Origin of the sequence: Vibrio sp. 10N.247.311.49, from assembly GCF_041467655.1 — a bacterium.
GTDB lineage: Bacteria > Pseudomonadota > Gammaproteobacteria > Enterobacterales > Vibrionaceae > Vibrio > Vibrio crassostreae_C.
This window is the reverse complement of record NZ_JBFSVA010000004.1, coordinates 66,343-90,234: the sequence shown is the minus strand read 5'-3', so window position 1 is coordinate 90,234 and position 23,892 is coordinate 66,343. Positions and strand designations below refer to the sequence as shown.

20 protein-coding genes are annotated in these 23,892 nt (G+C 44.5%); 11 read left to right on the top strand and 9 right to left on the bottom strand.

Going from position 1 to position 23,892, the window contains the following annotated elements; genetic code table 11:
• Positions 1–136: 136 nt before the first annotated feature.
• From leuO to AB6E54_RS06240, 6 genes are all read right to left on the bottom strand, one after another.
• Positions 137–1,096 (bottom strand): transcriptional regulator LeuO, encoded by a 960-nt coding sequence (gene leuO, locus AB6E54_RS06265; protein ID WP_017062928.1) that lies wholly within the window; start codon positions 1,094–1,096, stop codon positions 137–139.
• Positions 1,097–1,442: 346 nt separating this feature from the next.
• The gene (locus AB6E54_RS06260) at positions 1,443–2,498 is read right to left on the bottom strand and encodes an MJ1255/VC2487 family glycosyltransferase (RefSeq protein ID WP_017068817.1); all 1,056 of its coding nucleotides are present in this window, start codon (positions 2,496–2,498) and stop codon (positions 1,443–1,445) included.
• Between the two features lie 54 nt (positions 2,499–2,552).
• A complete protein-coding gene (locus AB6E54_RS06255) occupies positions 2,553–3,077 on the bottom strand; it encodes a phosphatase PAP2 family protein (protein WP_017062930.1) in 525 nt (174 codons plus the stop codon).
• Between the two features lie 293 nt (positions 3,078–3,370).
• The gene (locus tag AB6E54_RS06250; protein WP_102332758.1) at positions 3,371–6,478 is read right to left on the bottom strand and encodes an efflux RND transporter permease subunit; all 3,108 of its coding nucleotides are present in this window, start codon (positions 6,476–6,478) and stop codon (positions 3,371–3,373) included.
• Positions 6,475–7,812 (bottom strand): efflux RND transporter periplasmic adaptor subunit, encoded by a 1,338-nt coding sequence (locus tag AB6E54_RS06245; RefSeq protein ID WP_372106012.1) that lies wholly within the window; start codon positions 7,810–7,812, stop codon positions 6,475–6,477. The genes AB6E54_RS06250 and AB6E54_RS06245 overlap by 4 nt, the downstream gene beginning before the upstream one ends.
• Positions 7,812–8,471, bottom strand: a complete 660-nt coding sequence (locus AB6E54_RS06240; RefSeq protein ID WP_136973941.1) for a TetR/AcrR family transcriptional regulator — start codon at positions 8,469–8,471, stop codon at positions 7,812–7,814. The genes AB6E54_RS06245 and AB6E54_RS06240 overlap by 1 nt, the downstream gene beginning before the upstream one ends.
• Positions 8,472–9,039: 568 nt before the next feature.
• Here AB6E54_RS06240 and leuA point away from each other — a divergent pair.
• The 5 genes from leuA to AB6E54_RS06215 all read left to right on the top strand — a co-directional run bounded on the left by leuA (position 9,040) and on the right by AB6E54_RS06215 (position 14,862).
• Positions 9,040–10,587, top strand: a complete 1,548-nt coding sequence (gene leuA / locus AB6E54_RS06235; RefSeq protein ID WP_048614879.1) for a 2-isopropylmalate synthase — start codon at positions 9,040–9,042, stop codon at positions 10,585–10,587.
• 97 nt (positions 10,588–10,684) lie between these two features.
• The gene (leuB, locus tag AB6E54_RS06230) at positions 10,685–11,776 is read left to right on the top strand and encodes a 3-isopropylmalate dehydrogenase (protein ID WP_372106010.1); all 1,092 of its coding nucleotides are present in this window, start codon (positions 10,685–10,687) and stop codon (positions 11,774–11,776) included.
• A gap of 117 nt (positions 11,777–11,893) precedes the next feature.
• The gene (gene leuC, locus AB6E54_RS06225) at positions 11,894–13,306 is read left to right on the top strand and encodes a 3-isopropylmalate dehydratase large subunit (protein WP_017062936.1); all 1,413 of its coding nucleotides are present in this window, start codon (positions 11,894–11,896) and stop codon (positions 13,304–13,306) included.
• A gap of 14 nt (positions 13,307–13,320) precedes the next feature.
• On the top strand, positions 13,321–13,923 hold the full coding sequence (leuD, locus tag AB6E54_RS06220; RefSeq protein ID WP_102332756.1) for a 3-isopropylmalate dehydratase small subunit: 603 nt from the start codon (positions 13,321–13,323) through the stop codon (positions 13,921–13,923).
• 156 nt (positions 13,924–14,079) lie between these two features.
• On the top strand, positions 14,080–14,862 hold the full coding sequence (locus AB6E54_RS06215) for a DUF547 domain-containing protein (RefSeq protein ID WP_102332755.1): 783 nt from the start codon (positions 14,080–14,082) through the stop codon (positions 14,860–14,862).
• 95 nt (positions 14,863–14,957) lie between these two features.
• Here AB6E54_RS06215 and AB6E54_RS06210 read toward each other — a convergent pair whose 3' ends face one another.
• Together AB6E54_RS06210 and djlA are read right to left on the bottom strand one after the other, a co-directional pair.
• Entirely contained in the window at positions 14,958–15,503 is a 546-nt protein-coding gene (locus AB6E54_RS06210) for a DUF924 family protein (RefSeq protein WP_102332754.1), read from the bottom strand.
• A 57-nt stretch (positions 15,504–15,560) separates the two neighbouring features.
• Positions 15,561–16,415, bottom strand: a complete 855-nt coding sequence (gene djlA / locus AB6E54_RS06205) for a co-chaperone DjlA (protein ID WP_017061385.1) — start codon at positions 16,413–16,415, stop codon at positions 15,561–15,563.
• Between the two features lie 149 nt (positions 16,416–16,564).
• On the opposite strand from djlA, the gene lptD reads away from it, so the two are divergent.
• The 6 genes from lptD (at position 16,565) to AB6E54_RS06175 (ending at position 23,327) form a co-directional block, all read left to right on the top strand.
• Positions 16,565–18,892 carry an LPS assembly protein LptD gene (lptD, locus tag AB6E54_RS06200; protein ID WP_102332753.1) on the top strand — a complete coding sequence of 776 codons (2,328 nt, stop codon included), beginning with the start codon at positions 16,565–16,567 and terminating at the stop codon, positions 18,890–18,892.
• Positions 18,893–18,935: 43 nt separating this feature from the next.
• Positions 18,936–20,234: a peptidylprolyl isomerase SurA gene (surA, locus tag AB6E54_RS06195; RefSeq protein WP_065584690.1), complete on the top strand. Its 1,299-nt coding sequence runs from the start codon at positions 18,936–18,938 to the stop codon at positions 20,232–20,234.
• Positions 20,221–21,213 carry a 4-hydroxythreonine-4-phosphate dehydrogenase PdxA gene (gene pdxA, locus AB6E54_RS06190; protein ID WP_017062941.1) on the top strand — a complete coding sequence of 331 codons (993 nt, stop codon included), beginning with the start codon at positions 20,221–20,223 and terminating at the stop codon, positions 21,211–21,213. Before surA ends, pdxA begins: the two co-directional genes overlap by 14 nt.
• Positions 21,210–22,025, top strand: coding sequence for a 16S rRNA (adenine(1518)-N(6)/adenine(1519)-N(6))-dimethyltransferase RsmA (gene rsmA, locus AB6E54_RS06185; protein WP_017062942.1), 816 nt, complete (start codon positions 21,210–21,212; stop codon positions 22,023–22,025). Before pdxA ends, rsmA begins: the two co-directional genes overlap by 4 nt.
• 88 nt (positions 22,026–22,113) lie before the next feature.
• Complete coding sequence (gene apaG, locus AB6E54_RS06180; RefSeq protein WP_004735899.1) at positions 22,114–22,494, top strand: Co2+/Mg2+ efflux protein ApaG; 381 nt, start codon at positions 22,114–22,116, stop codon at positions 22,492–22,494.
• 29 nt (positions 22,495–22,523) lie between these two features.
• Positions 22,524–23,327, top strand: coding sequence for a symmetrical bis(5'-nucleosyl)-tetraphosphatase (locus AB6E54_RS06175; RefSeq protein ID WP_017062943.1), 804 nt, complete (start codon positions 22,524–22,526; stop codon positions 23,325–23,327).
• Between the two features lie 74 nt (positions 23,328–23,401).
• Here AB6E54_RS06175 and folA read toward each other — a convergent pair whose 3' ends face one another.
• On the bottom strand, positions 23,402–23,881 hold the full coding sequence (gene folA, locus AB6E54_RS06170; RefSeq protein ID WP_017062944.1) for a type 3 dihydrofolate reductase: 480 nt from the start codon (positions 23,879–23,881) through the stop codon (positions 23,402–23,404).
• Between the last annotated feature and the right edge of the window lie 11 nt (positions 23,882–23,892).

Here is a 23,892-nt window from a genome sequence, read left to right as displayed (position 1 = left end):
AAGGCAACTGATGAAGCTCAAAGTTATAAGTAATAGTACGTCTCACGCTAAGTTTTCTATCAACAAAAATAGCAGGTACAAAAAAGCCCCAAGCCAGACTCCTAGCTTAGGGCTTATAAAACATAGGGATTAGTGTCTAGTTAAGTGCCACTACTTCGCCACAGATCATCATTAACTGATCTCGTAACCAAATGTGTCCTTTGTCCTTTTCACTTGATTCGTGCCAGCTTAGGAAGCCTGAAATTGCCGCATTATCACATGGGAAATCTAGAATCTGAAGCTGCTCTTTGTTTGCTGCATGTTCTACCATCCAACGAGGAGCAATCGTTACTAGTTCAGACTGACCTACAACGTAAAGAACGTTGCTTAGGCTCGTGCCTTCGTAGAAAGGCATGCAGTCTAGGTCACGGTAAGCTTGCTCAGAGAAGCTACGTTGACCGTGAATGCGAGACAATTTCGCGTGCTTTTCGTTAAGCAGCTCTGCCGCTGTTACTTCACCGTTAATGCGTGGGTGAGAAGCAGAAGCGACAACAACCAACTCATCTTGGAAGATTTCAGTGCTTGAGAAACCTTGCTCATCAAAGCGAGCGTAATCGATCACGAAGTCGATTTCTTGGTAGCGCATACGCTCAGAAAGCTGACGATCGAACTCAGCGTCCATGTGCAGTTTAACGCTTGGTGCTTGCTCGTTAATTGTCGACATAATCTTAGGTGCAAAACGCATGTCACAAGGGCTGCAAATCGCAAGTTTGAACAGGCGAGAAGACGACTCTGGAGAGAACACAGAACTTGGTAGTTCGTTGCGTACTAACTGTAGCGCTTGGCGGATAGGACCAAACAACTGACGAGCACGTTGAGTCGGTTGAATACCACGACCTTGACGCATGAATAGTTCGTCGTTAAACATCACTTTTAGACGAGCAACAGCGTTACTTACAGCAGGCTGAGACATACCCAGATTGTGAGCTGCACGTGTAATGTTTTGCTCTTGCATAACTGCATCAAATACAGTCAAAAGATTTAAGTCGACTCCACGAAGTGTGCTTTCCATTCTGTAGCTTGCAATAGCACTCATTGCGTCTTTCTTATCTAACATTCAAGTTGCCTCTTGTCGGTTCGACAGCGTTAAATTGGTAATGGTATGAGAATAGATAACCACTAATTCTTATATTTATCAGACCGATGTTTTTCGGATTGACATTACTATTAACCAATGCATCTCGAGCTACCAACAAGATTGATAAAGAATAATTTTATTTTACCTTAATTATTAAATAACATCTAAAAATCAATTACTTATAGAGTTATAAAAAAACATAAAATGCGTCACTTATGAGTTTAATTTCGACTTATTTAGCTGTTCTATCGTTTGGTTACATTTGTTACAATTTATTGAACTCGTGAATTGTTCAACCGGTCAATTCAGAAATAGCACTTATGAGTTAGGTGAGCGATGCATAACTTGGAAAGTCGACCTTGTCCCAAAGTTGCTTTCTTAAATCATCTTGATTAGACCAATTCCCTGCTAATACCCACTCAACGAGTGCACTTGCCACGTCTGGATAGGTGACCACTTCGGCCTGTTTTTCACTGAGCCAAGCGCGCAAGATAGCCGCATCTAAAAACGTCATGGTTTGAGCTAACCCAAGGGCCTCTAGCGTCGCCACATTGCTCTGTTGTTCGAACTGTCCTTCGAGTGGTTTGAGAAGCAATTTCTTCCCCAAAGTTAGGGCTTCAGATGGCAATTCAAAGCCGCCATTTGCGACCACACCAGAGCACTGATTGAGGTCGAATTGAAAGCCCGCATGACTCAGTGGTTTGAACTCAATATTTTCAACTCGGCTATGCTCAATCACATCCGGGTGGTAACAGACAAAGTTTTGCGAAATGAACTTCATCAGCAGCTCTGAGATCGACTCAAGATCCTCAAATGGCAAATAGACCAACGTAAAGTCTTGTGCTGTTTTGGTTTGTTGCTCACCAACCAGCGTGTGAACGATAGGCGGCAAAATCGGCTGTTCAAAGTGATACCAGTGCAAGCCAATAGAGTGCTCGGTTGGGGCGAAATGTTGAATCACTGAATGTTCAATCCAGTTGCCCCCTTCTTTGGGTACATCATAACGAAACGCATTCTGGTGGCTTATCCCAATGCATGGCACACCTTGTCTCTTAGCCGCCCATGCAGTGACAGGCTCAAAATCATTAATCACTAAGTCATAAGGCGTAAGATCGATCTGGTTAATCTCACGGAGAAATCGCCAGATGTTGTTCTTCATGAATGTTTTGCCGTATTTAACCTGCCCCTGCTCGCTGTAAAAAGTTAAGCCGCTGCGGGTCTGATAGTTGCCAAACGCTTCCATCGAAAAGTATTTGCTCTCATCTCGCCCAGAGAACAGAAAATCGACATCAATATTTTGCTGACGAAAAGCGACGGCCATTGCTCTCGCTCGAGCGATGTGCCCATTTCCTGTGCCTTGTACGCCATATAAAATTTTCATGCATGTTCCTTTAAATTTACCACTTAAGCTCGGCAGTGGTTGCCAACAAAATAATTACAGGATGAAGCTGATAGCTAGGCTGGTACAAGCGATGCCCAAGGCTGCGCCAATCAGTACGTCCGTTAAAAAATGCACACCGAGCAGGATTCGAGAGCCTGCAATCGCAGTTGCCCACACCAAGCTAAAGAGGTACAAGCTCGGATAGAAATGCCCGATTAGGGTCGCCATAACAAAAGCAGCAGCGGAATGCCCTGAAGGCAGACTGTATTTATCGGATGGCACAATATGAGAGTGAAGTAGTGAAGAGAATTCAGCTGGTCGACGGCGCTTGAGGGTATTTTTAGCAAACCAGTAAATAGGCAGTTCGATTGCGAAGGCGGTTAAGCCCACCAAAAGAAAGTCTCGACCGGTGTTGCTATCGACCAGCAGTGCAATCAAGGCAATCAAAACATAAAGGTGTCCATCTCCAGTATGAGACACCGCTTTACTGAGCGTTGCATGTTGCCCGCCATAGCGGTTGTTTAAACAGAAAACAGAAAATGCCACATCCCAGCGGACAATAGGTTCGATAGTACGCATACGATCTCCTTAACAATCCTTATTCAGTTAAGGCTCAAGTTATGCTCAACAAATGACAGTTAAGTGACATTTTGAATGAACTAAAATGAAATTTCCCATGCTTGATAGGCTGGTCAATGGATCAAGTCAGGATGGCGATAGAAGCGACCGATAAAAATAAAGCGACCCAAGGCCGCTTTATTCTTCTATGTTTTCAATTCTTTATATAAGCAAGCAAACGCTACTTCTATCGTGTTAATGGTTATAGCGTTCGCTAATGATAATAGAGCTCGCAAATAATTAAACGCTAAAGGCTATAGCGCTAGTGGCTCGTGCTTTTTAACCAAACCGAAATCCGCCAATATCGCGTAAGCAGCAGGGGTCATAAACAGCACCAGTAAGGTCGAGGCAAATATGCCGAATACGATCGAAATAACCAATGGCTGGATAACCTGAGCCTGTAAGCTGGTTTCCGTCAACAGCGGTAGCAAACCTGCCGCAGTCGTCATTGAGGTCAAGAATACCGCTCGGAAACGCTCGCGACTGGCTTTCACCACCGAGTCATGCACGCTATCTCCCTCATCGACATGGTGACGAATGTACTGCACCAACAAGATGGAATCATTAACCACAATTCCGGCAAGCGACACAAAGCCCATCATGCTTGGCATACTCAAAGAATGGCCAAGTATCCAGTGACCAACGACCACCCCAATAAAAGCGAGTGGAATCGCTAACATCACGACCACAGGCTCTAAATAGCTTCTGAACTGATAGCTAAGAATCGCAAACACGCCGAATAAGCCGAGCAAGAATCCTTTGCCCATCGAAGCGCCAGTCTTGGCTGCATCCTTGGCCTCCCCTTCGAAATCAAAACGTAAACCCGGGTACTTCTGAATAAGTTTGGCGGCTTCATCTTTTTGGAACTGAGCCAAAATCGCGGATGAACTCGCTTTCTTATTATCAATATCACCAAAAATACTGATGGTTCTCAGCCCATCAATACGCTGAATTCGCACATAGTTACGCTGGAAATCTAATGTCGCCAATGTTGCTAATGGAATCTGACTGCCGTCTGCAGTGATGATTGGGAAGTTAGCCAGCTGCTGTAAATCACCCGCTTGTTCTTTATCAAGACGAACTTCAATCGAGATATTCTCAACACCGATTTGAATCTCATCCGCTGTCTGACCAAAGAAAGCCGCACGTAATTGGGAAGCGATCATCTGCCCATTCACATTGTAGGTTTCGGCTCCAGGGCGCAGCTTCACCAAGATCTCTTCTTTACCCATGCGCATGTCATCAAGCACGCCATGCACCCCATCAAACTGATTAAGGTACTCCTGAATATCCAAAGAAGCGGATTTCAATGCGCTCAGGTCATCGTGTTTGGCGCGGATTTCAATAGCACGACCGCCCGGCCCCATCGTGGGTTGCTTGAACACCAATGAAATAGGATCCGCTAAATCGCCAATATCCTCTCTCCACGCATCAATGAAATCATCGATAACCGTATTACGACTCTCTGCTCCGCGTAAATCTAAGCGCACTGTGGCTAAGTGCGGGCCGGATTCATTGGCATCGGCGTTAGCATTGAATTGGCTAGTTATGTGCTCGACCAGTGTATTGCCTTCTTCAACCTCTTCGCTCCATTGCTTGTTCAAACGCTCAGCAGACGCGACAATTTTGTCGACCACTTTCTCGGTTTGAGACAGTGATGCGCCCGGCGGAAGAATAATACGCGCCTCGGCAATATCACCATCCAGCTCTGGGAAAGGTTGAAACTTAACAACACCACCAGCAATCAAGGCGACTGAAAGCAACAACAGCGTAATCACTCCGCCCATAAAGGCGTAGCGGAAGGTCACGACTTTCTCAACCATGTTCATCAAAGTGGTATTACGGAAGTTCTCAAACTTCTCAAGCAACACCACTTTAAAGCGCAACGCTGGCTTATCATTTTTTTCTTTATGTAATGAATGAGATAAGTGATTAGGTAGAATCAGGAAGGCTTCAATCAAGCTCAACGACAGCACCAAAATCAATACTTGAGGAACGGCCTTAAGCACCGCGCCCATCTCGCCATCAAGAAACAGTAAGCTACCGAAAATACACACCGTGGTTAAGAAAGAAGACAGTACTCCGGGAAGCACTTTCTTAACGCCGTTGTACACCGCATCATCGACGCTTTGTCCCCTATCTAAGTGGGAGGCTATCGATTCGGCGATCACGATGGCGTCATCCATCATAATACCGATTGCCATTAACAACCCGACCAGCGACATAATGTTGATCGACAAACCAAGGTTGGCCATTAAGAACAAGCCACCAAGGAAGGCCACTGGCAACCCTGCCGCCACCCAAAATGAATAACGTAAGCTGAAGAACAGCCACATGGTGGCGAACACCAGCACAATACCTTGCCAGCCATTGCTCACCATCATGGTTAGACGATCCCAAAGTACAGATGAGAGATCGTTGGTCATTTGTAGTGTCACGCCATCAGGAGCAATCGCGCTTTGATCTTCAACGAATCGTGTTACGTTCTCTTTGATTCGCAGCGCATCGTCTTCTTTGTTCTTACTGATCTTAAGCAGCGCTGAAGGCTTGCCATCAAATAGCACCTTTTGCTCATCAAGTTCAAAGCGGTCGGTTATTTTGGCTATGTCTCTCAAACGAATCACCGAGCCATTAGGCGCAGATCCAACCACGATGCTTTCCAGCTCAACAGGCGTAACTCGTCTCTCGTCGAAACGAATCAGAAAGTTTTTGTCTGGTGTTTCAACGTTACCACTCGGCAGTTTTACATTCTGTCGACCAATTTGATCCGCGATATCACCGACACTCAAACCCAACTGACGAATAGCTTGGGTATCCAGTTCCACTCGATATTGATGATCCGAGAAGCCGCTAACCTCGACCAAAGAGACATCGTAATCAAGCTTCATGGTGCGCTTAAGATCTTCCGCGTAGGCCTTAAGTTCTGGCCACGACGTTTCGGCTGTTATAGCGATATCGACAACCGGTTCATTCCAATCTAGCTCTTGAACAACAGGCGATTCAATCTCAGTTGGGAAATCATTGATCGAGTTGATCTGGGTTTGCACATCCACCAGCATTCGGCCGATGTCCGCTTTTTCATTTAACTTTAGAATTAAACGAGCGCTGCCTTCGATGGCTTCACACTGAGTTTCTTCAATGTTGGCTAAGCCGTCTACTGCATCTTCCATTCGCACACACAAGCTCTCTTCCACTTCTTGTGGAGAGGCGCCGGGATAAACAATCGCAGCCATAATGTAAGGCGGATCGTAAGCGGGGAAGGTTTCACGTTTGATGGTTGATAGTGAGCTTATACCCAAGATCAACAACCCAAGCATCAACAAGTTTGCTGCTGTTGGGTGCCGAGAGAAAAACTTGATCATGACGCACTCTCCTGAGTATCTGATTCAAGCTCAGCCTCTTCAGAGTTGGACTCTCTCAGTAACATGCCTTCTATTGCTGGCAGGACATCATTGAGAACCAGTTTATCTCCAGTTTGTAGCTCTCCACTCACAACCACTTGATTGTCTCTGCGATAAAGCACTTCAACATTGACCACTTGCAAACGCTGGTTGTCATCCATCAGGTAAACCTTATCACCATGCAGTGCTCGCTCTGGAACCACCCAACTTAGATTAGCGACACCCTCAATCTCAGCTTTGACAAACATACCGTTAACCAAAGGCGTTGCGCTGTCTGGTTGTAATTGTGAGTAGTCTTGAGCGATCTCGAGAATAATCCCCGCTGTCGCTTGGTTTTCATCAACTGTTTCGCTGATTCTTGCCACCTTCGCTGGCCAACTGAGGTTCAGGTTGCCGCTGTTAAGTTGAATGCTTGCTTTGATTGGCGCTTCATAAGGATTAGGGATTCCTGCAGCATCGCGAGGAAATTGGTTAAAGCTGGAGGCTAAAGTTTGCATATCGTGAATAGAAAGTTGCGCCTCTACTTCCATGACATTAATCCCGTGAGCAATAAACATCTCCTGCTGAAGGTTAACTACTTGATTTTGTTCGATATCAACCTGAGCAATTCGCATCGCTCTTGGCAAAGTGATCGTGGTCTTATCGAGAGAGCGCTGCGCCTCTTTTACCTTAGACACGTTGACCTTAATCACCGCTTCCGCAACACGCTTTTCATCTGGCATCAACGCGATTTGGTTCGCGATATCTAATACCAACTTCTGCTGAGACAATGCGCTTTGTTGTTGCAGGTCGACATCCGATTGAGAGGTGAGCCCTTTCTTACGCAGATCCTGTTTACGTTGTAGCTCTTTATTGCTGATCACCAAACGATTCTTTTCGATCTTAAGAGTCTTATTAAGGTTGTCTTCTTCTTGATTCAATTTCGCTAATGAGGTTTGGCTTGATTTTAGATCCGCCTCTGCTTGTATCAGTTTCAATTCGTAATCCAATGGATCAACCTTGAGCACGACCGTTCCTGCAGGGATCACCTGGCCTTTTTCAAGATCTGGATGTCGATACACGATCTGTCCTGTCACCTCAGCAATCGCTTTCCATTCAACTTTCGGCACTACTTTGCCAAAGCCGACCGCTAACGGCGCTATCAGTTGTTGTTCTAGGCTCACAGTATCAACTAAGCGAGCCCTATCACCCGCAGGTTTGATTGGAAGATCCGGCTTCAAGTTAATCGCGGCGACAAGGCCAATAACACCAACCGCAAGTGCTGGAAAGAAGAGTAGTTTTTTATTTATTTTCATTATCTTTGGTCCTGCACGGAAGAAGGGCTCGGTGCGTTAATAAAGCCTTCAGTCATCAGTTGAATGTTGTGTTCGATTAAACGATTAAGAAATTCTTCATTAATTTCAATCCCATGGATTGCCAATAAAGGCGGCGGAGCGATGAAAGGAAACACCATCAAACTTACATACGAAACACGGCACAATTTTGGATCCATGTTCTGTTTTAAGATGCCTTGTTCAACCAGCTTTTCAAAAATGACATCTTGGGCTGGCTTTGCAACATCGAGGAAAACCTTTTCGAGCAACTCTCTTTGCACTTCAGAGGGAGGCATATTCATCACTTGGGCTATCAAGCGAGGAAACTTCGGCACCTTGACCATCTCTTTGTAGTAAGTCCTCATTAAATCAAGAAAGTTCTCATGACTGCTTTCTTCAACCAACCTCTGCATCTGCAATTGCATCGGTCGTAGCGTTTCACGCAGCATCGCTTCAAACAGCCCGGCCTTACTACCAAAGTAATAGCGGATCATCGCTATATTCACACCCGCACGCTCAGCAATCAGGCGCGTCGAGACCTTGTCGTATGCTTGAACGACAAACAGATCACGAGCATGCTCAATCAATAACTGTCGAACATCTAAGTTTTTTTGAGGTCGCCCCGCTTTTCGTGCCGTCATGGCAAAAATCCATCTCTATAATTAATCATCTGATTAATTATAGAGATAAACAGGTGTAACAGTAGAAGATTAATTACTCACTATTTAATCAAGTGATTAATTAATTTGGTCACGCTTGTGCTTTTTTTGGTGAATCGTTCCATCAAAAAGATTTACTACAAAGTTTTAACCTACACATAAGCCAAACGATAAACTAACCCCCCAATACAAAACCACCAATCAGATGATTTAGCCAATAACGCAACACAAAACAGCACAAACCAAACCAAAACGTCGCCAATGCACGCTGATATTGGATTTTCTTGTTTGACGCTCAGAATAAATTGCGGTAAATATGGTGTTAACAGTTTATTTACGGATATTTGTGTAATGATTTTTTCTTCTTCTCGACTGCTGAAACTTCTCCTTATCGTGAACCAATCGCGCGGGTAAGTTGTGGGTCAAGAACTACACAAATATTAAAACCCGCGCTGAGCGGGTTTTTTTGTAACTGGCACTTTTAAAAGAACATCATTCTTAATAATAATTTGGATAGCAATCGATTCATTATCGATATAAGGAAGCACCCATGAACGATCAAGTGATAATTTTTGACACGACCTTACGTGATGGCGAGCAAGCGTTGGCAGCAAGCCTTACGGTAAAAGAGAAATTACAGATCGCTTATGCACTTGAACGACTGGGTGTAGATGTTATTGAAGCGGGTTTCCCTGTGTCATCGCCAGGCGATTTCGAATCAGTACAAACCATCGCAAAAAATATTAAAGATAGCCGTATCTGTGCGCTTTCTCGTGCAGTTGCAAAAGATATCGATGCCGCTGCAGAAGCGCTAAAAGTGGCTGAGCAGTTCCGTATTCATACCTTCATTTCTACATCGACGGTTCACGTGCAAGATAAATTACGCCGCAGCTACGACGATGTTGTCGAGATGGCAGTGAAAGCGGTAAAGCATGCGCGCAACTACACTGACGATGTTGAGTTCTCTTGTGAAGATGCCGGTCGTACACCTATCGACAACCTATGTCGTATGGTTGAAGCCGCGATTAACGCGGGCGCAAAAACCATCAACATTCCAGACACCGTGGGCTACACAGTACCGAATGAGTTTGGTGGCATTATCCAAACGCTATTTGATCGCGTACCCAACATCGACCAAGCGATCATCTCTGTTCACTGTCACGATGACTTAGGCATGTCGGTTGCTAACTCAATTGCTGCCGTTCAAGCAGGTGCTCGACAAATTGAAGGCACAATCAATGGTATTGGTGAGCGTGCGGGTAACTGTTCTTTAGAAGAAATCGCAATGATCATCAAAACTCGTCAAGAGCTACTAGGTGTTCATACCGGTTTGGACCACAAAGAGATTCACCGTACCAGTAAATTGGTTAGCCAGCTTTGCCATATGCCAATTCAAGACAACAAAGCTATCGTCGGTGCAAACGCGTTCAGCCACTCTTCAGGTATTCACCAAGATGGCATGCTAAAGAACAAGAACACTTACGAGATCATGACGCCTGAGTCTATTGGCTTGAAAAACAAGGCATTGAACCTAACAAGTCGCAGTGGTCGTGCAGCCGTTAAGAGCCACATGGACGCAATGGGCTACAAAGACAATGAGTACAACCTAGATTCATTGTACGAAGACTTTTTGAAACTGGCTGACCGTAAAGGCCAAGTATTCGATTACGACCTAGAAGCACTAATGCACTTCGCAAATCTACGTGACGAAGATGACTTCTATAAACTTAACTACCTAAGCGTACAATCTGGTAGTGTTATGTCTACCACCAGCATCAAGCTGCAATGTGGTGATGAAGAGAAATGCGAAGCGGCTGTCGGTAACGGCCCGGTTGATGCTTTATACCAATGTATCTACCGCTTAACGGGTTACGAAATTGCATTGGATAAATTCGACCTTACCGCGAAAGGTGAAGGCGAAGATGGCTTAGGCCAAGCTGATATTATTGCGAACTACAAAGGCCGCAAGTACCACGGTACAGGCGTTTCAACGGATATCGTTGAGGCCTCTGGTCAGGCGCTACTGCACGTTATTAATAGCATTCAACGCGCAGACACCATTGCTGAAATGAAACAGCAAAGAATCGCAACAGTTTAAACACCCAATAACAGAGCCCTAGAGCCGATGTTATTGGCTTTAGGGACAAAATTTAAAACGAGCGAAAGAGCTCAGTAACAAGAATTAAAGGATTAACATGACTGATAAATCATACAAGATTGCCGTACTACCTGGTGATGGCATTGGCCCAGAAGTAATGCAGCAAGCACACAAAGTGCTAGACGCGATTGAAAAGAAGCATGCGATTAGCTTTTCTCGTGAAGAGTATGATGTTGGTGGTATCGCAATTGATAACCACGACTGTCCACTTCCAGAAGCGACAGTAACAGGCTGTGAAGAATCTGACGCAGTACTATTTGGCTCGGTTGGCGGCCCTAAGTGGGAACACCTTCCACCAAACGATCAACCAGAGCGTGGTGCCCTACTTCCTCTCCGTAAACACTTCCAACTGTTCTGTAACCTACGTCCTGCACAAATCCACAAAGGTCTAGAGTCTTTCTCGCCTTTGCGTGCTGACATCTCAGGTAACGGTTTCGACATCGTGGTAGTTCGTGAGCTAACAGGCGGCATCTACTTCGGCCAACCTAAAGGTCGTGAAGGCGAAGGCGCAACTGAGAAAGCTTTTGATACCGAGGTTTACCACCGTTACGAGATCGAACGTATTGCCAAGATTGCGTTTGAATCTGCACGTCTACGTAACAAAAACGTTTACTCAATCGATAAAGCAAACGTTCTGCAGAGCTCTATCTTATGGCGTGAAGTGGTTGAAGAAATCGCAAAAGATTACCCAGATGTCACGCTAAACCACATGTACATCGACAACGCGACCATGCAGCTAATCAAAGACCCATCTCAGTTTGACGTAATGCTATGTTCAAACATCTTTGGTGACATCATCTCTGATGAGTGCGCAATGATCACTGGCTCTATGGGTATGCTTCCTTCTGCAAGTTTAAATGAAAGCAACTTCGGCCTATACGAACCAGCAGGTGGCAGCGCACCAGATATCGCAGGTAAGAACATCGCAAACCCAGTCGCGCAAATCCTTTCTGCAGCCCTAATGCTTCGTTACAGCCTAGGCGAAGAAGCGGCAGCACAAGACATCGAAGCAGCGGTTTCTAAAGCACTTTCTGCAGGCGAGCTAACGGCAGACCTTGCTGGCAAAAACCAAGCGCTGACTACCTCTGAAATGGGTGACAAGATCGCTGAGTACATCTTAGCTTCATAAGCTAAAGGCTCCGATTAGAAGCAAGTACATAAGAATAATATCAAGCCAAGTCAGCGTAAACCGCATGACTTGGCTCGAAACAAACACTGGGACTGATGCTCCCAAGGAAGAAAAGCTATGTCGACAAACCAGCACGCAAAAACCTTATACGAAAAAGTTTATGACGCTCACGTTGCGGTTGCAGCGAAGGGCGAAACACCAATTCTTTATATCGATCGTCACTTAGTTCACGAAGTAACGTCACCTCAAGCATTTGATGGCTTGCGTGAGAAAGGCCGCAAAGTTCGCCAAGTTGGCAAGACTTTCGCGACCATGGATCACAACGTATCGACACAAACTAAAGACATCAACGCTTCTGGTGAGATGGCTCGTATCCAAATGGAAACGCTATCGAAGAACTGTGAAGAGTTTGGTGTCACGCTTTACGATCTAAACCACAAATACCAAGGTATTGTGCACGTAATGGGTCCTGAGCTAGGTATTACGCTACCGGGCATGACCATCGTATGTGGTGACTCGCACACGGCTACACACGGTGCATTTGGTTCACTAGCATTTGGTATCGGTACTTCAGAAGTGGAACACGTTCTAGCTACGCAAACGCTAAAACAAGCTCGCGCTAAAACCATGAAGATCGAAGTAAAAGGCAAGGTTACTCCTGGCATCACTGCAAAAGACATCGTGCTAGCGATCATCGGTAAAACAACGGCTGCTGGCGGTACTGGCTACGTAGTTGAATTCTGTGGTGAGGCAATTACCGACCTTACGATGGAAGGTCGTATGACAGTATGTAACATGGCAATCGAGCTTGGCGCTAAAGCAGGCTTAATCGCTCCAGATGCAACGACATACGAGTACATCAAAGGTCGTAAGTTCTCTCCAGAAGGCGAAGACCTAGAAGCAGCAATCGAATACTGGGATACGTTAAAAACCGATGCTGATGCAGAATTCGATGCAGTTGTTACATTAGAAGCGGCAGACATCAAACCACAAGTCACTTGGGGTACCAACCCAGGTCAGGTTATCTCAGTAGACACACCAATCCCTGCACCAGAAAGCTTCGCAGACCCTGTAGAAAAAGCATCAGCTGAAAAAGCGCTGGCTTACATGGGTCTTGAAGCCGGTAAATCTCTATCTGATTACAACGTAGATAAAGTGTTCGTGGGTTCTTGTACTAACTCTCGTATCGAAGACATGCGTGCAGCAGCAGCGGTAGCGAAAGGCCGTCAAGTAGCGAAACATGTTCAAGCGCTTATCGTTCCGGGTTCAGAGCAAGTTAAAGCACAAGCTGAGGCTGAAGGCCTAGATAAGATCTTCATCGAAGCAGGCTTTGAATGGCGTTTACCGGGTTGCTCTATGTGTCTTGCGATGAACAACGACCGTCTAGGTCCACAAGAGCGCTGTGCTTCTACATCAAACCGTAACTTTGAAGGTCGCCAAGGCCGTGATGGTCGTACGCACCTAGTTAGCCCAGCAATGGCAGCCGCAGCGGCTATCGCTGGTCACTTTGTCGATATTCGTGAACTTTAATTAGAGGATTTAACATGTCAGGTTTTCAACAACACACCGGATTAGTCGTTCCTCTAGATACGGCCAACATCGATACTGATGCGATCATTCCAAAGCAGTTTCTACAGAAAGTAAACCGCATCGGTTTTGGTAAGCACTTGTTCCACGATTGGCGCTTCCTAGACGATGCAGGCCAACAGCCAAACCCTGATTTTGTAATGAACGAAGCTCGCTACCAAGGCGCTTCAATTCTTTTAGCTCGTGAAAACTTCGGTTGTGGTTCATCTCGTGAACACGCACCGTGGGCGCTTGCCGATTACGGTATCCAAGTAATGATCGCACCAAGCTTTGCCGACATTTTCTACGGTAACTCGATCAACAACCAAATGGTGCCAGTTCGATTGACTGAGCAAGAAGTGGATGAGCTATTCCAATTCGTTGAAGCGAATGAAGGTGCAGAAATTACGGTTGATCTAGAAGCAATGAAAGTCAGCGCGAACGGCAAAGAGTACTCGTTTGAAATTGATGAGTTCCGTCGTCACTGCTTACTGAATGGTTTAGATAATATCGGCCTTACACTTCAACATGCCAATAAGATCTCAGAGTTTGAAGCTAAGATTCCTAGCTTCCTAAAATAATGAGACGTTTCTGAATAAATCTAAAGGTTGGCCAAGTGCCAACCTTTTTTATTTGGCTAAGCTTTTAACTTAACTTCATATGTTTATTTAAATGAAGAGCAATGAAAGAAAATGGTAAGCCTTAAGGTCTTAGTAGTCAGTCATCAGGAGAATGCCATGAAACAACTACTTTTTATTGTCAGCCTACTTTTCTCAACCTTAGCTTGGTCTGCGCCTAAATCCGATCTTTGGCCATACTGGAAGCAAAGCGACGAAACCAACCTAGAACAGGTATCTCATCAAAATTGGCAGCAATTCCTCGATAGCTACTTGGTTAAACAGGGGCAAAATACGTTAGTTCGCTATAAAGCAGTGAACACCGCCGATAAAACAAAGCTTAAACAATACATCAAGCAACTCGAACAGGTGAATCCGCTCGACTATTCAAAAGCGGAGCAGTATGCCTATTGGGTTAACCTATACAACGCCGTGACTGTCGATTTGATTCTTGATGCCTACCCGATCAAATCCATAACTAAACTTGGCGGACTATTTAGTTTCGGTCCGTGGGGAGATGATGTGGTAGTCGTTAATGGGAAATCACTGACACTCAATGACATTGAACACCGAATCCTAAGACCAATTTGGCAAGATCCTCGCACGCATTATGCCGTGAACTGTGCCAGCCTAGGTTGCCCTAACTTACAACCTGACGCTTTTACCTCTAAAAATACTGAAGCCTTGCTAGAGCAAGCTGCAACTGAGTTTGTAAGCAGTGACAAAGGCGTGATGGTTACAAACAATAAGCTTCAACTATCATCGATTTACGAATGGTTTGCTGTGGATTTTGGTACGAAGAAACAGCTTATTCAGCACTTAGAACAATATCGAATTGAAGCAGTAACCAATACTCAAAACATCAGTTATGAATACGATTGGTCGCTCAACCAAGCAAACTAGCTCTAAGGCTAAAGTTGATCACTAAAGTAAAAAAGAGGCGAGAGGTTTTTATTAACCTCTAGCCTCTTCTCAATTCTTTGACCGTATTTCTACAATTAAAAGCTTGAGCTCGGTTGCTGCAAGAACTCAATCTCTTCGGGAGTCGAAGCTCGCCCTAACACCTCATTACGGTGCGGATAGCGACCAAATCGCTCAATGATAACCTTGTGCTTAAACTCAAAGTCCAGATTATGCTCTAATCCCGTTTGAGAAAAGAGTTCCACGGCTTGTTCATGGACTAACAAAGATTCACTGTGCATATAAGGCATATACAGGAAGCTTTTCTGTTGCTCGTTAAGCTGGTGATCAAAACCACCCGCTACCGCCTCTTGGGCTAGAGCCAACGCCATCGGATCAGCAGAAAATGCTGTCGGACTTTTTCTACCAATATTTCGAGAAAACTGATCAAGTACGATAATCTCAGCCAATCGTCCTTGCGCAGTTTGGCGCCACTCAAATAGCTCGCCTTGAATGGCTGCTTTATGCAATTCAGAAAATCGAGACTCTATCAAAGTGTCAATCTCGGCGCCGCCAGTAAACCAACCTTTAGGCGTCAACTCATCGAACCAAAACTCTAGAACATCCTGATACGTTACCGTCATATAATTCCCTTTAATAAAAAACCGAGTAACTTTGTTATTACTCGGTTTAGTGTTCAATTACTTAAAACCTTTTACTTTCTTTATCAGGTCATAAGCATTCTGAATTTCTTGCGATTTCTCTTTCGCAACATTCATCATCTCAGGCGGTAAGCCCTTCGCCATCAGTTTATCTGGGTGATGTTCATTCATCAGCTTGCGGTAGGCTTTCTTCACCTCTTTACCGTCAGCACTTTCACTCACACCAAGAACCTTATATGCGTCGCCAAGTTGGTTCTGTTGCGAAGCCTGTTGCCAACCTGATGATTGCCCATGACCCTGATGGCCACCAAAGCTTCCACCTTGCTGTTGGAAACGGAACGCAGCTTCTTGCATCTGCAAGCGGCGTTCTAGTTGTGCTGCCGAAAACCCAAGCCCTTGCGCTATTTTATGCAGAACTTGACGTTCACTCGGGTGCAAACTTCCATCCGCAAATGCGGCAGATACCTGAAGCTCTAGAAAGAACTGCAGAAGATCAAAACGACCACCCGATGAGATTTTAACTCGCTCAAGTACGTCGTTCAGAGGGAAGTCGCTCTCTTTGCCGTCACGGAATGCATCTTGCGCTGCTTTACGCTGTTCGCCATGCAGGTTCATACGCTCCATCATGGTAGAAGCGAGTTGAATCTCTTCTGGCGTTACCTGCCCTTTCGCTTTAGCAACGTGCCCCATAACCGCAAAAGCGGATTTAAAAAACTCGTTCTGTCTTTCTGCTTGGCTTGGACCTCGACCAAAACCAGAGCTATTGAAGCCTGATTGGTTCAATCCGCGAGCTTTATCGAATTGGTGTCCTAAAAACAGACCAAAAACTAAACCGAGTGGCCCTCCAAATAAAAAGCCAAAAAACGCGCCCAAAATTTTGCCAAATATTTGCATTATGTGTTCTCTATCTATGAATTTTATCTGAGTAATGCTGTCTGATGATGCTGAATGCTATTATTTCCTTTATCATAAGGAAAATGCTTTATTAATTGGATTGATACTAGATCAACCCTTCATCTAGTGACACAGGATAGTTCAACTTCATGCAATCTTTTTCCCGCACCTTGTTAGCCGCGTCTATAAGTACGGCGTTATACGTGTCGACAACTCAAGCTGAAACAATCACCGATAGTAGTGTGCAGGAAATGCCCTCTATAGATCAATGCTTGATCGAGCCCGCTGCAGAAAACGAGACACAGCTACCCGCTCATGTTGAGTCAGATCGCTTAGAAGCTATCAATGGTGACAAGGCAATATACTCAGGTGACGTAGTCGTTACGCAAGGAAATAAGACCATCCTTGCAGATAACGTAACCCTGCACCAACAAGAAAATATCGTTGTAGCTGAAGGCAACGTAAACTTTAGTGATGGTCAAATCAAATCTATCTCAGACAGAGCGACCAATAATCTGACTACAGATGAAATGACGCTTGAGAACACCGATTACGAATTCCTTTGCGAGCCCGGTCGCGGAGATGCTGTTTATATAGCAAAAACAGGTAAAGCGGTTTATGAGATTGAAGATGGCTCCATTACCTCTTGCCCGATTGGCGATAATGCTTGGCGTCTAAGAGCATCGAGCATCAGTGTCGACCAAGACGAAGAACAAGCCACTTTTTATAATCCACGTTTTGAAATCCAAAGTGTTCCCGTCTTTTACTTACCTTACTTAACAGTACCGGTGGGTGATACACGTAAAACCGGTTTCTTGTACCCAACAGTTTCGTATGGTTCAAGCGATGGTTTTGAAGCTGAAATTCCTGTTTATTGGAACTTAGCACCAGACTACGATTTGGAAACTACCTTCAAGTACATGCAAGAGCGTGGCACTCAACTCAACAGTAAATTCAGATATTTAAGCGATTTTGGTTCCGGTAGTATCGAGTCTGAATATTTACCAGACGATCAAAAGTACACTGATCTAGGCGATCGTTGGGGTTTCCAACTAGAACATTCAGGAATATTCCAACAATCTTGGTTATTCGAAATTGATTACTCTAAAGTCAGTGATATTGACTACTTTTCGGACATGAGCTCAAATATCGGTAACCGTGAAGATGGACAACTGCTTCAAGAAGGGCAAGCAACATACCGTTCTCAAAATTGGGATGCGTCTGTACTTGTTCGAGACTTCCAAGTTCTTACCACCAGCAATAACTTGCCTTATCGTCTAATGCCACAACTCGAGTATAACTACTATGCTCCAGAGGTAATGGATTACCTAGATTTTGACTTAATCAGTCATATATCAATGTTCGATACCGACGCATCAGGCAAACCATCAGCCACTCGTGTTCACGTTGAACCTGGTATTACAATCCCAGTAGGTAACACTTGGGGCACTTGGACAACCGAAGCACGATTACTTGGTACATACTACCAACAGGATCTGAATGACATTGATAGTGAGTATGAAGATTTAGAGGAATCAGTAACACGTGTAATACCTGAGTTTAGAAGCCACGCAGGTATCGTTCTTGAACGTGATACAAAAATTGTAGGTAATTACACTCAAACACTCGAACCTCAAGTTCAGTACCTTTACGTGCCAGAAGAAGATCAAAGCGAAATTGGTCTTTACGATACAACACTACTACAGACTGATTACTATGGCTTATTCAGAAGCCGCAAATACAGTGGTGTAGACCGCATTGCGTCAGCAAATCAAATTAGCTATGGCGCATCATCTCGCTTTTTTGATGATGAGTACCGAGAGCGCTTAAACATATCTTTTGGTCAAATTTTCTATTTTGATAAAGATACAAAGCAAACTTTAGGCAACGAAGACTCCGCTGACAAAACTAATTATTCATCTTGGGCTATTGAAATGGACTTCAACTACGATGATTACCTTTTCTACCATGGCGGTGTGCAATACGACATTGATTCATCTTCGATGCAACTTGCTAACAGTACCATTGAGTACCGTTTTGCCGGCGGCTATATACAAACCAACTACCGCTACGTTACAGAAGAATATATTGAGGATAATGTAGGCGAAAGTATAAATGTTGGTTCAATAACTAGAGATGGTATCTCACAAGCAGGCTTACTTGGTGCTTACCAGATTTCGCGGAAGTGGAATGCCAGTGCTCAATATTTCTATGATTTAACCACACAAGAAAATCTAGAATGGTTGGCTCGCTTGAACTATAAATCGGATTGTTGGTATATCGGATTTACGTATAGTAACCAGCTGACAAATAACATTAGTGATCCAAATGTCACGCCTGAATATGAAAATAACTTTGGTGTGAATTTCGGTATTATCGGCTTTGGTACTAACTTAGGCTCTGATTCAGGCGCTGTTGGGGATAGCAGTTCTGATAACTCATTGAGCTACGGTCGCCCATTCTTCTTAAACAACTAATTTTCTTTACTGATAAGAAATCAGTAAATTTAAAGGATTACACATGACATTGTGGAAACGCACATTAATTGCTATTGCAGCGACTTGTACTTTATCAACAAGCTTTGCAGCACCGGTTGAGCTAGACAGCGTAAAAGTTATCGTTAACGAAGGCGTTATCTTACAAAGCGACATCGATGCTTCGATGAAGACACTGCGTGCCAACGCAAAAAAAAGCGGTCAAACACTGCCATCGCAAGATGTGCTCAATGAGCAAGTACTAGAAAAACTGATCATCGATACTATTCAAACTCAAGAAGCAGAACGTATCGGTGTTCGTATTGATGATGCTCGACTTGATCAAGCAATTGAAGGTATCGCTAAAGACAACAACCAAACGGTAGAACAACTTACCGCATCGGTTGCTGAAGAAGGCCTTAGCTACAATGCATTTCGAGAGCAAGTAAGAAAAGAGATTGCAGCAAGTGAAGCTCGTAACGCCTTAGTTCGTCGCCGTATCAATATTCTTCCTGCGGAAGTTGATAACCTAGCAGATATCTTAGCGCAAGAGACTAACGCGACCGTTCAATATAAAATTGGCCACATTCAACTGCGCTTTAATGATGACCAAACCAAAGAAGAGTTAGAAGCTCAAGCTACTGAACTGGTTGAAGAACTGAACTCAGGCAAAGATTTCAGCACCATGGCATATACTTACTCTAAGGGTCCTAAAGCGCTGCAAGGTGGTGATTGGGGTTGGATGCGTAAAGAAGAGATGCCAACCATTTTTGCTGACCAGATCAAAATGCAAAATAAAGGCAGCATCATCGGTCCTTTCCGTAGCGGTGTAGGTTTCCACATTCTAAAAATTGAAGATGTGAAAGGCTTAGAAACCGTAGCAGTAACGGAAGTGAATGCTCGTCATATCTTGATTAAGCCAACCGTAATCTTGAGTGACGATGGCGCGAAAGAACAACTTGAAGAGATCACGCGCCGCGTAAACACAGGTGAAGCGAGCTTTGGCGACCTTGCACAGCAATACAGCCAAGATCCAGGTTCTGCAGTACAAGATGGTGAGCTAGGCTACCAAACACCAGATTTGTATGTACCAGAATTCAAACACCAAGTAGAAACGCTACCAGAAGGCAAAATCAGTGCGCCATTCAAAACCGTACACGGTTGGCACATTGTTGAAGTACTAGACCGTCGCGAAGTCGACCGTACCGATTCAGCTTTGAAAAACAAAGCTTACCAAATTCTATTTAACCGTAAATTCAACGAAGAAGCTGGTGCTTGGCTACAAGAAGTAAGAGCAAGTGCCTTTGTTGAGATGGTTGAGGACGACCAAGATGACAACAACTAAACGTATTGTCATAACCGCAGGTGAACCAGCAGGGATAGGCCCAGATTTAACTTTGGCTCTATCTCAAGAAAGTTGGCCTCATCAACTCGTGGTTTGTGCTGATAAAACACTGCTATCCGAGCGAGCTAAAATTCTTGGTATCGAAGTCGATCTTCTGGACTACGATGCAAATGCAGCTAAGCAACCGCAACGCGCTGGCACACTGGTAGTGAAACACGTTCCACTTGCTGAAACGGCAGTTGCAGGTCAACTCAATGAGGCTAATGGTCATTACGTATTAAATACTTTAGAAACCGCAGCAATTGGCTGTATGAATGATGAATTTGATGCTATTGTCACCGGCCCCGTTCACAAGGGTGTAATTAACCGAGCTGGCGTTGCTTTTAGCGGCCATACCGAGTTCTTTGCAGAGAAGTCCAATACACCACTGGTGGTGATGATGTTGGCAACTGAAGGGCTGCGTGTTGCGCTAGTAACAACGCACATCCCACTAGCTTATGTATCTCAAGCTGTGACCGAAGACAGATTAGAGCAAATTATTGCTATTCTAAATAAAGACTTGGTTGAAAAATTTGCTATTGAGAAACCAACTATCTATGTGTGTGGCTTGAATCCACATGCTGGTGAAGATGGTTGTTTAGGGCGTGAAGAGATTGAAACTATCACCCCGACGCTAGAAAAAATTCGCCAAAAAGATGGCATCAATTTAGTTGGCCCATTGCCAGCAGACACCATCTTTAATGAAAAATATTTGCAAGATGCAGATGCTGTTTTAGGTATGTATCACGACCAAGTACTCCCGGTATTGAAATACAAAGGGTTTGGTCGCTCAGTGAACATCACGCTTGGCTTACCGTTTATTCGCACATCAGTCGACCACGGTACCGCCTTAGACTTGGCAGGGAAAGGCCAAGCCGATACAGGGAGCTTTAGAACAGCGCTCACGCACGCCATTGAATTAGTAGAGAAAAAGCAATGAGAAATGATGTCCACTTAGGGCACAAAGCGCGTAAACGTTTTGGTCAAAACTTCCTTAACGATCCATACATTATTGATGGCATCGTATCGAGTATTAACCCACTACCAGGTCAAAACTTGGTAGAGATCGGTCCTGGTCTAGGCGCAATTACTGAGCCTGTGGGTAAGCTTGTCGATAAATTTACTGTTATCGAATTGGATAGAGACCTTGCAGAACGTCTTCGTAACCATCCAGATCTTGCGGACAAGCTAACGATCCGTGAAGGCGATGCGATGAAGTTCGATTTCCAAGAACTGGTTAAGCCAAACAATAAGCTACGCATCTTTGGTAACTTGCCATATAACATCTCTACACCATTGATGTTCCACCTTTTTGAATTCCATAAAGACGTGCAAGACATGCACTTTATGCTTCAAAAAGAAGTGGTTAACCGTCTAGCTGCTGGCCCTGGCAGTAAAGCTTACGGTCGTCTTACTGTAATGGCTCAATACTACTGTAAAGTAACGCCTGTGTTAGAAGTTCCACCAACGGCCTTCGTTCCGCCACCGAAAGTAGACTCAGCAGTCGTGCGCCTACAGCCATACGAAGTGCTGCCTTATCCGGCAAAAGATCTGAAATGGCTAGATCGCGTCTGTCGTGAAGGCTTTAACCAACGTCGTAAAACAGTTCGTAACTGCTACAAGAGCTTAATCGATAAGGAAGTGCTTGAAGAGCTAGGTATCAACCCAAGCATGCGTCCTGAGAACTTAACACTCGAGCAGTTTGTCGACATGGCAAACTGGTTGTACGACAGTCATAACGCTGACAAATAAATAAAAAAGGCTCCTACACTTCGGTTAGGAGCCTTTTTTATGTAATACTTTAATTACATTAAGTATATCAACAACAAAAGGTGCGAATATGGATATATCTACGCCTTGTATCAAATGCCAGGTTCACTCTAAGTACATAGAAGAACAATCTGAGCCAACGAAGAATCGTTATGTCTTCGCCTACATTATTACCATCAAAAATCTAAGTAAAACAACGGTGCAACTTATGTCTCGCCGCTGGTTAATTACCGACTCTAACGGCAAGCAGCTCACCATTGAGGGTGATGGTGTAGTTGGCCAACAACCCGTGATTGAAGCCAACGACGAGTACACCTACACAAGTGGTACGGTCATCGAAACCCCTGTTGGCGTTATGCAAGGTCACTATGTGATGACCGATAACAAGGGCATTGATTTTATTACCGAAGTTGACCCATTCAGACTCGCAATCCCTAATATTCTTAATTAGCCGTACATCCGTATCTACAGGAAATTATTGTGTCGAATTACATTGTCGGAGACATCCAAGGGTGCTTCGACGAACTTCAAGGACTACTTGAAAAAATTAACTTTGATAAACACCAAGATACTTTATGGGTCGCCGGAGACTTAGTTGCTCGAGGCCCTAAATCATTGGAGACGTTACGCTTTATTCGTAACCTTGGTGACGCAGCTAAGGTTGTATTAGGCAACCACGACTTACATCTTCTGGCGGTGTCCTTAGGACTATTTCCAGCGAAACCAAAAGATAAGACTCAAGCGATTCTTGATGCTGAAGATCGTGAACTGCTAATCGAATGGTTAAGACAACAGCCTTTGCTTCAAGAACACCCAGAGTTCGTGATGTGCCATGCGGGTATCTCACCGCAGTGGAATCTAGAAAGAGCACGTGTTGAAAATCGAGAGATCGTATCCTTGTTAAAGTCCGATAAATGGCAATGGCTAATCGAAAACATGTACAGCAACGCGCCTGATTTATGGCATCAGGATTTACATGATATTGAGCGCTATCGCTATGCGATCAATAGCCTGACAAGAATGCGTTTCTGTTTTGAAGATGGCCGTCTCGACATGGCATGTAAGCTACCACCGAATGAGATTACCGATGAACCATTAGTGCCATGGTTTGACCTTCCGCAACGCATAAAGCTCGATAAAACCGTTGTTTTTGGACACTGGGCTGCGCTTGAAGGCTATAACGGAAAAGACGTAATTGGACTTGATACTGGATGCGTCTGGGGAGGTGAATTGACAATTCTTCGCTGGGAAGATAAACAGTTTTTCACTCAGAAAGCGCTATAAAGATACGAGAAACTTGCGCTACCTTGGTAGGGTAACGCAAGCATTTTTCAGAGACTAGCTATTGATAACCACAGTTAACGCTCGAGAATCACAAACTCCATGTTGTGTTTGTTTTTCTCGTCAGCTTGATAGCTCTCGTTAAAGCTCTGCTTCCAACCTTCACCCCAGTCAGGAAATTGTGTATCTCCATCGACGGCGAAATCGATGTAAGTCAGATACAACTTGTCCGCTTTAGGTAAGCAGCTCTCATAAATAGAGCCGCCACCAATGATCATCACCTCTTCAACATCACTGAGTAGCTCTAGAGCCTGTTCAATAGAAGTTACCGTCGTTACACCTTCAATCTTTAAACTCTCATCACGGCTGATTACGACATTCAACCGACCCGGCAAAGGGCGTCCAATAGAATCGTAGGTCTTACGTCCCATCACGACTGGTTTACCCATAGTCGAGCGTTTAAACCATGCAAAATCCGCAGGTAAATGCCAAGGCATCTGATTGTCTTTACCAATTATACGGTTGTTTGCCATTGCCGCTATCATGCTGATGATCATAAATCGAAAGT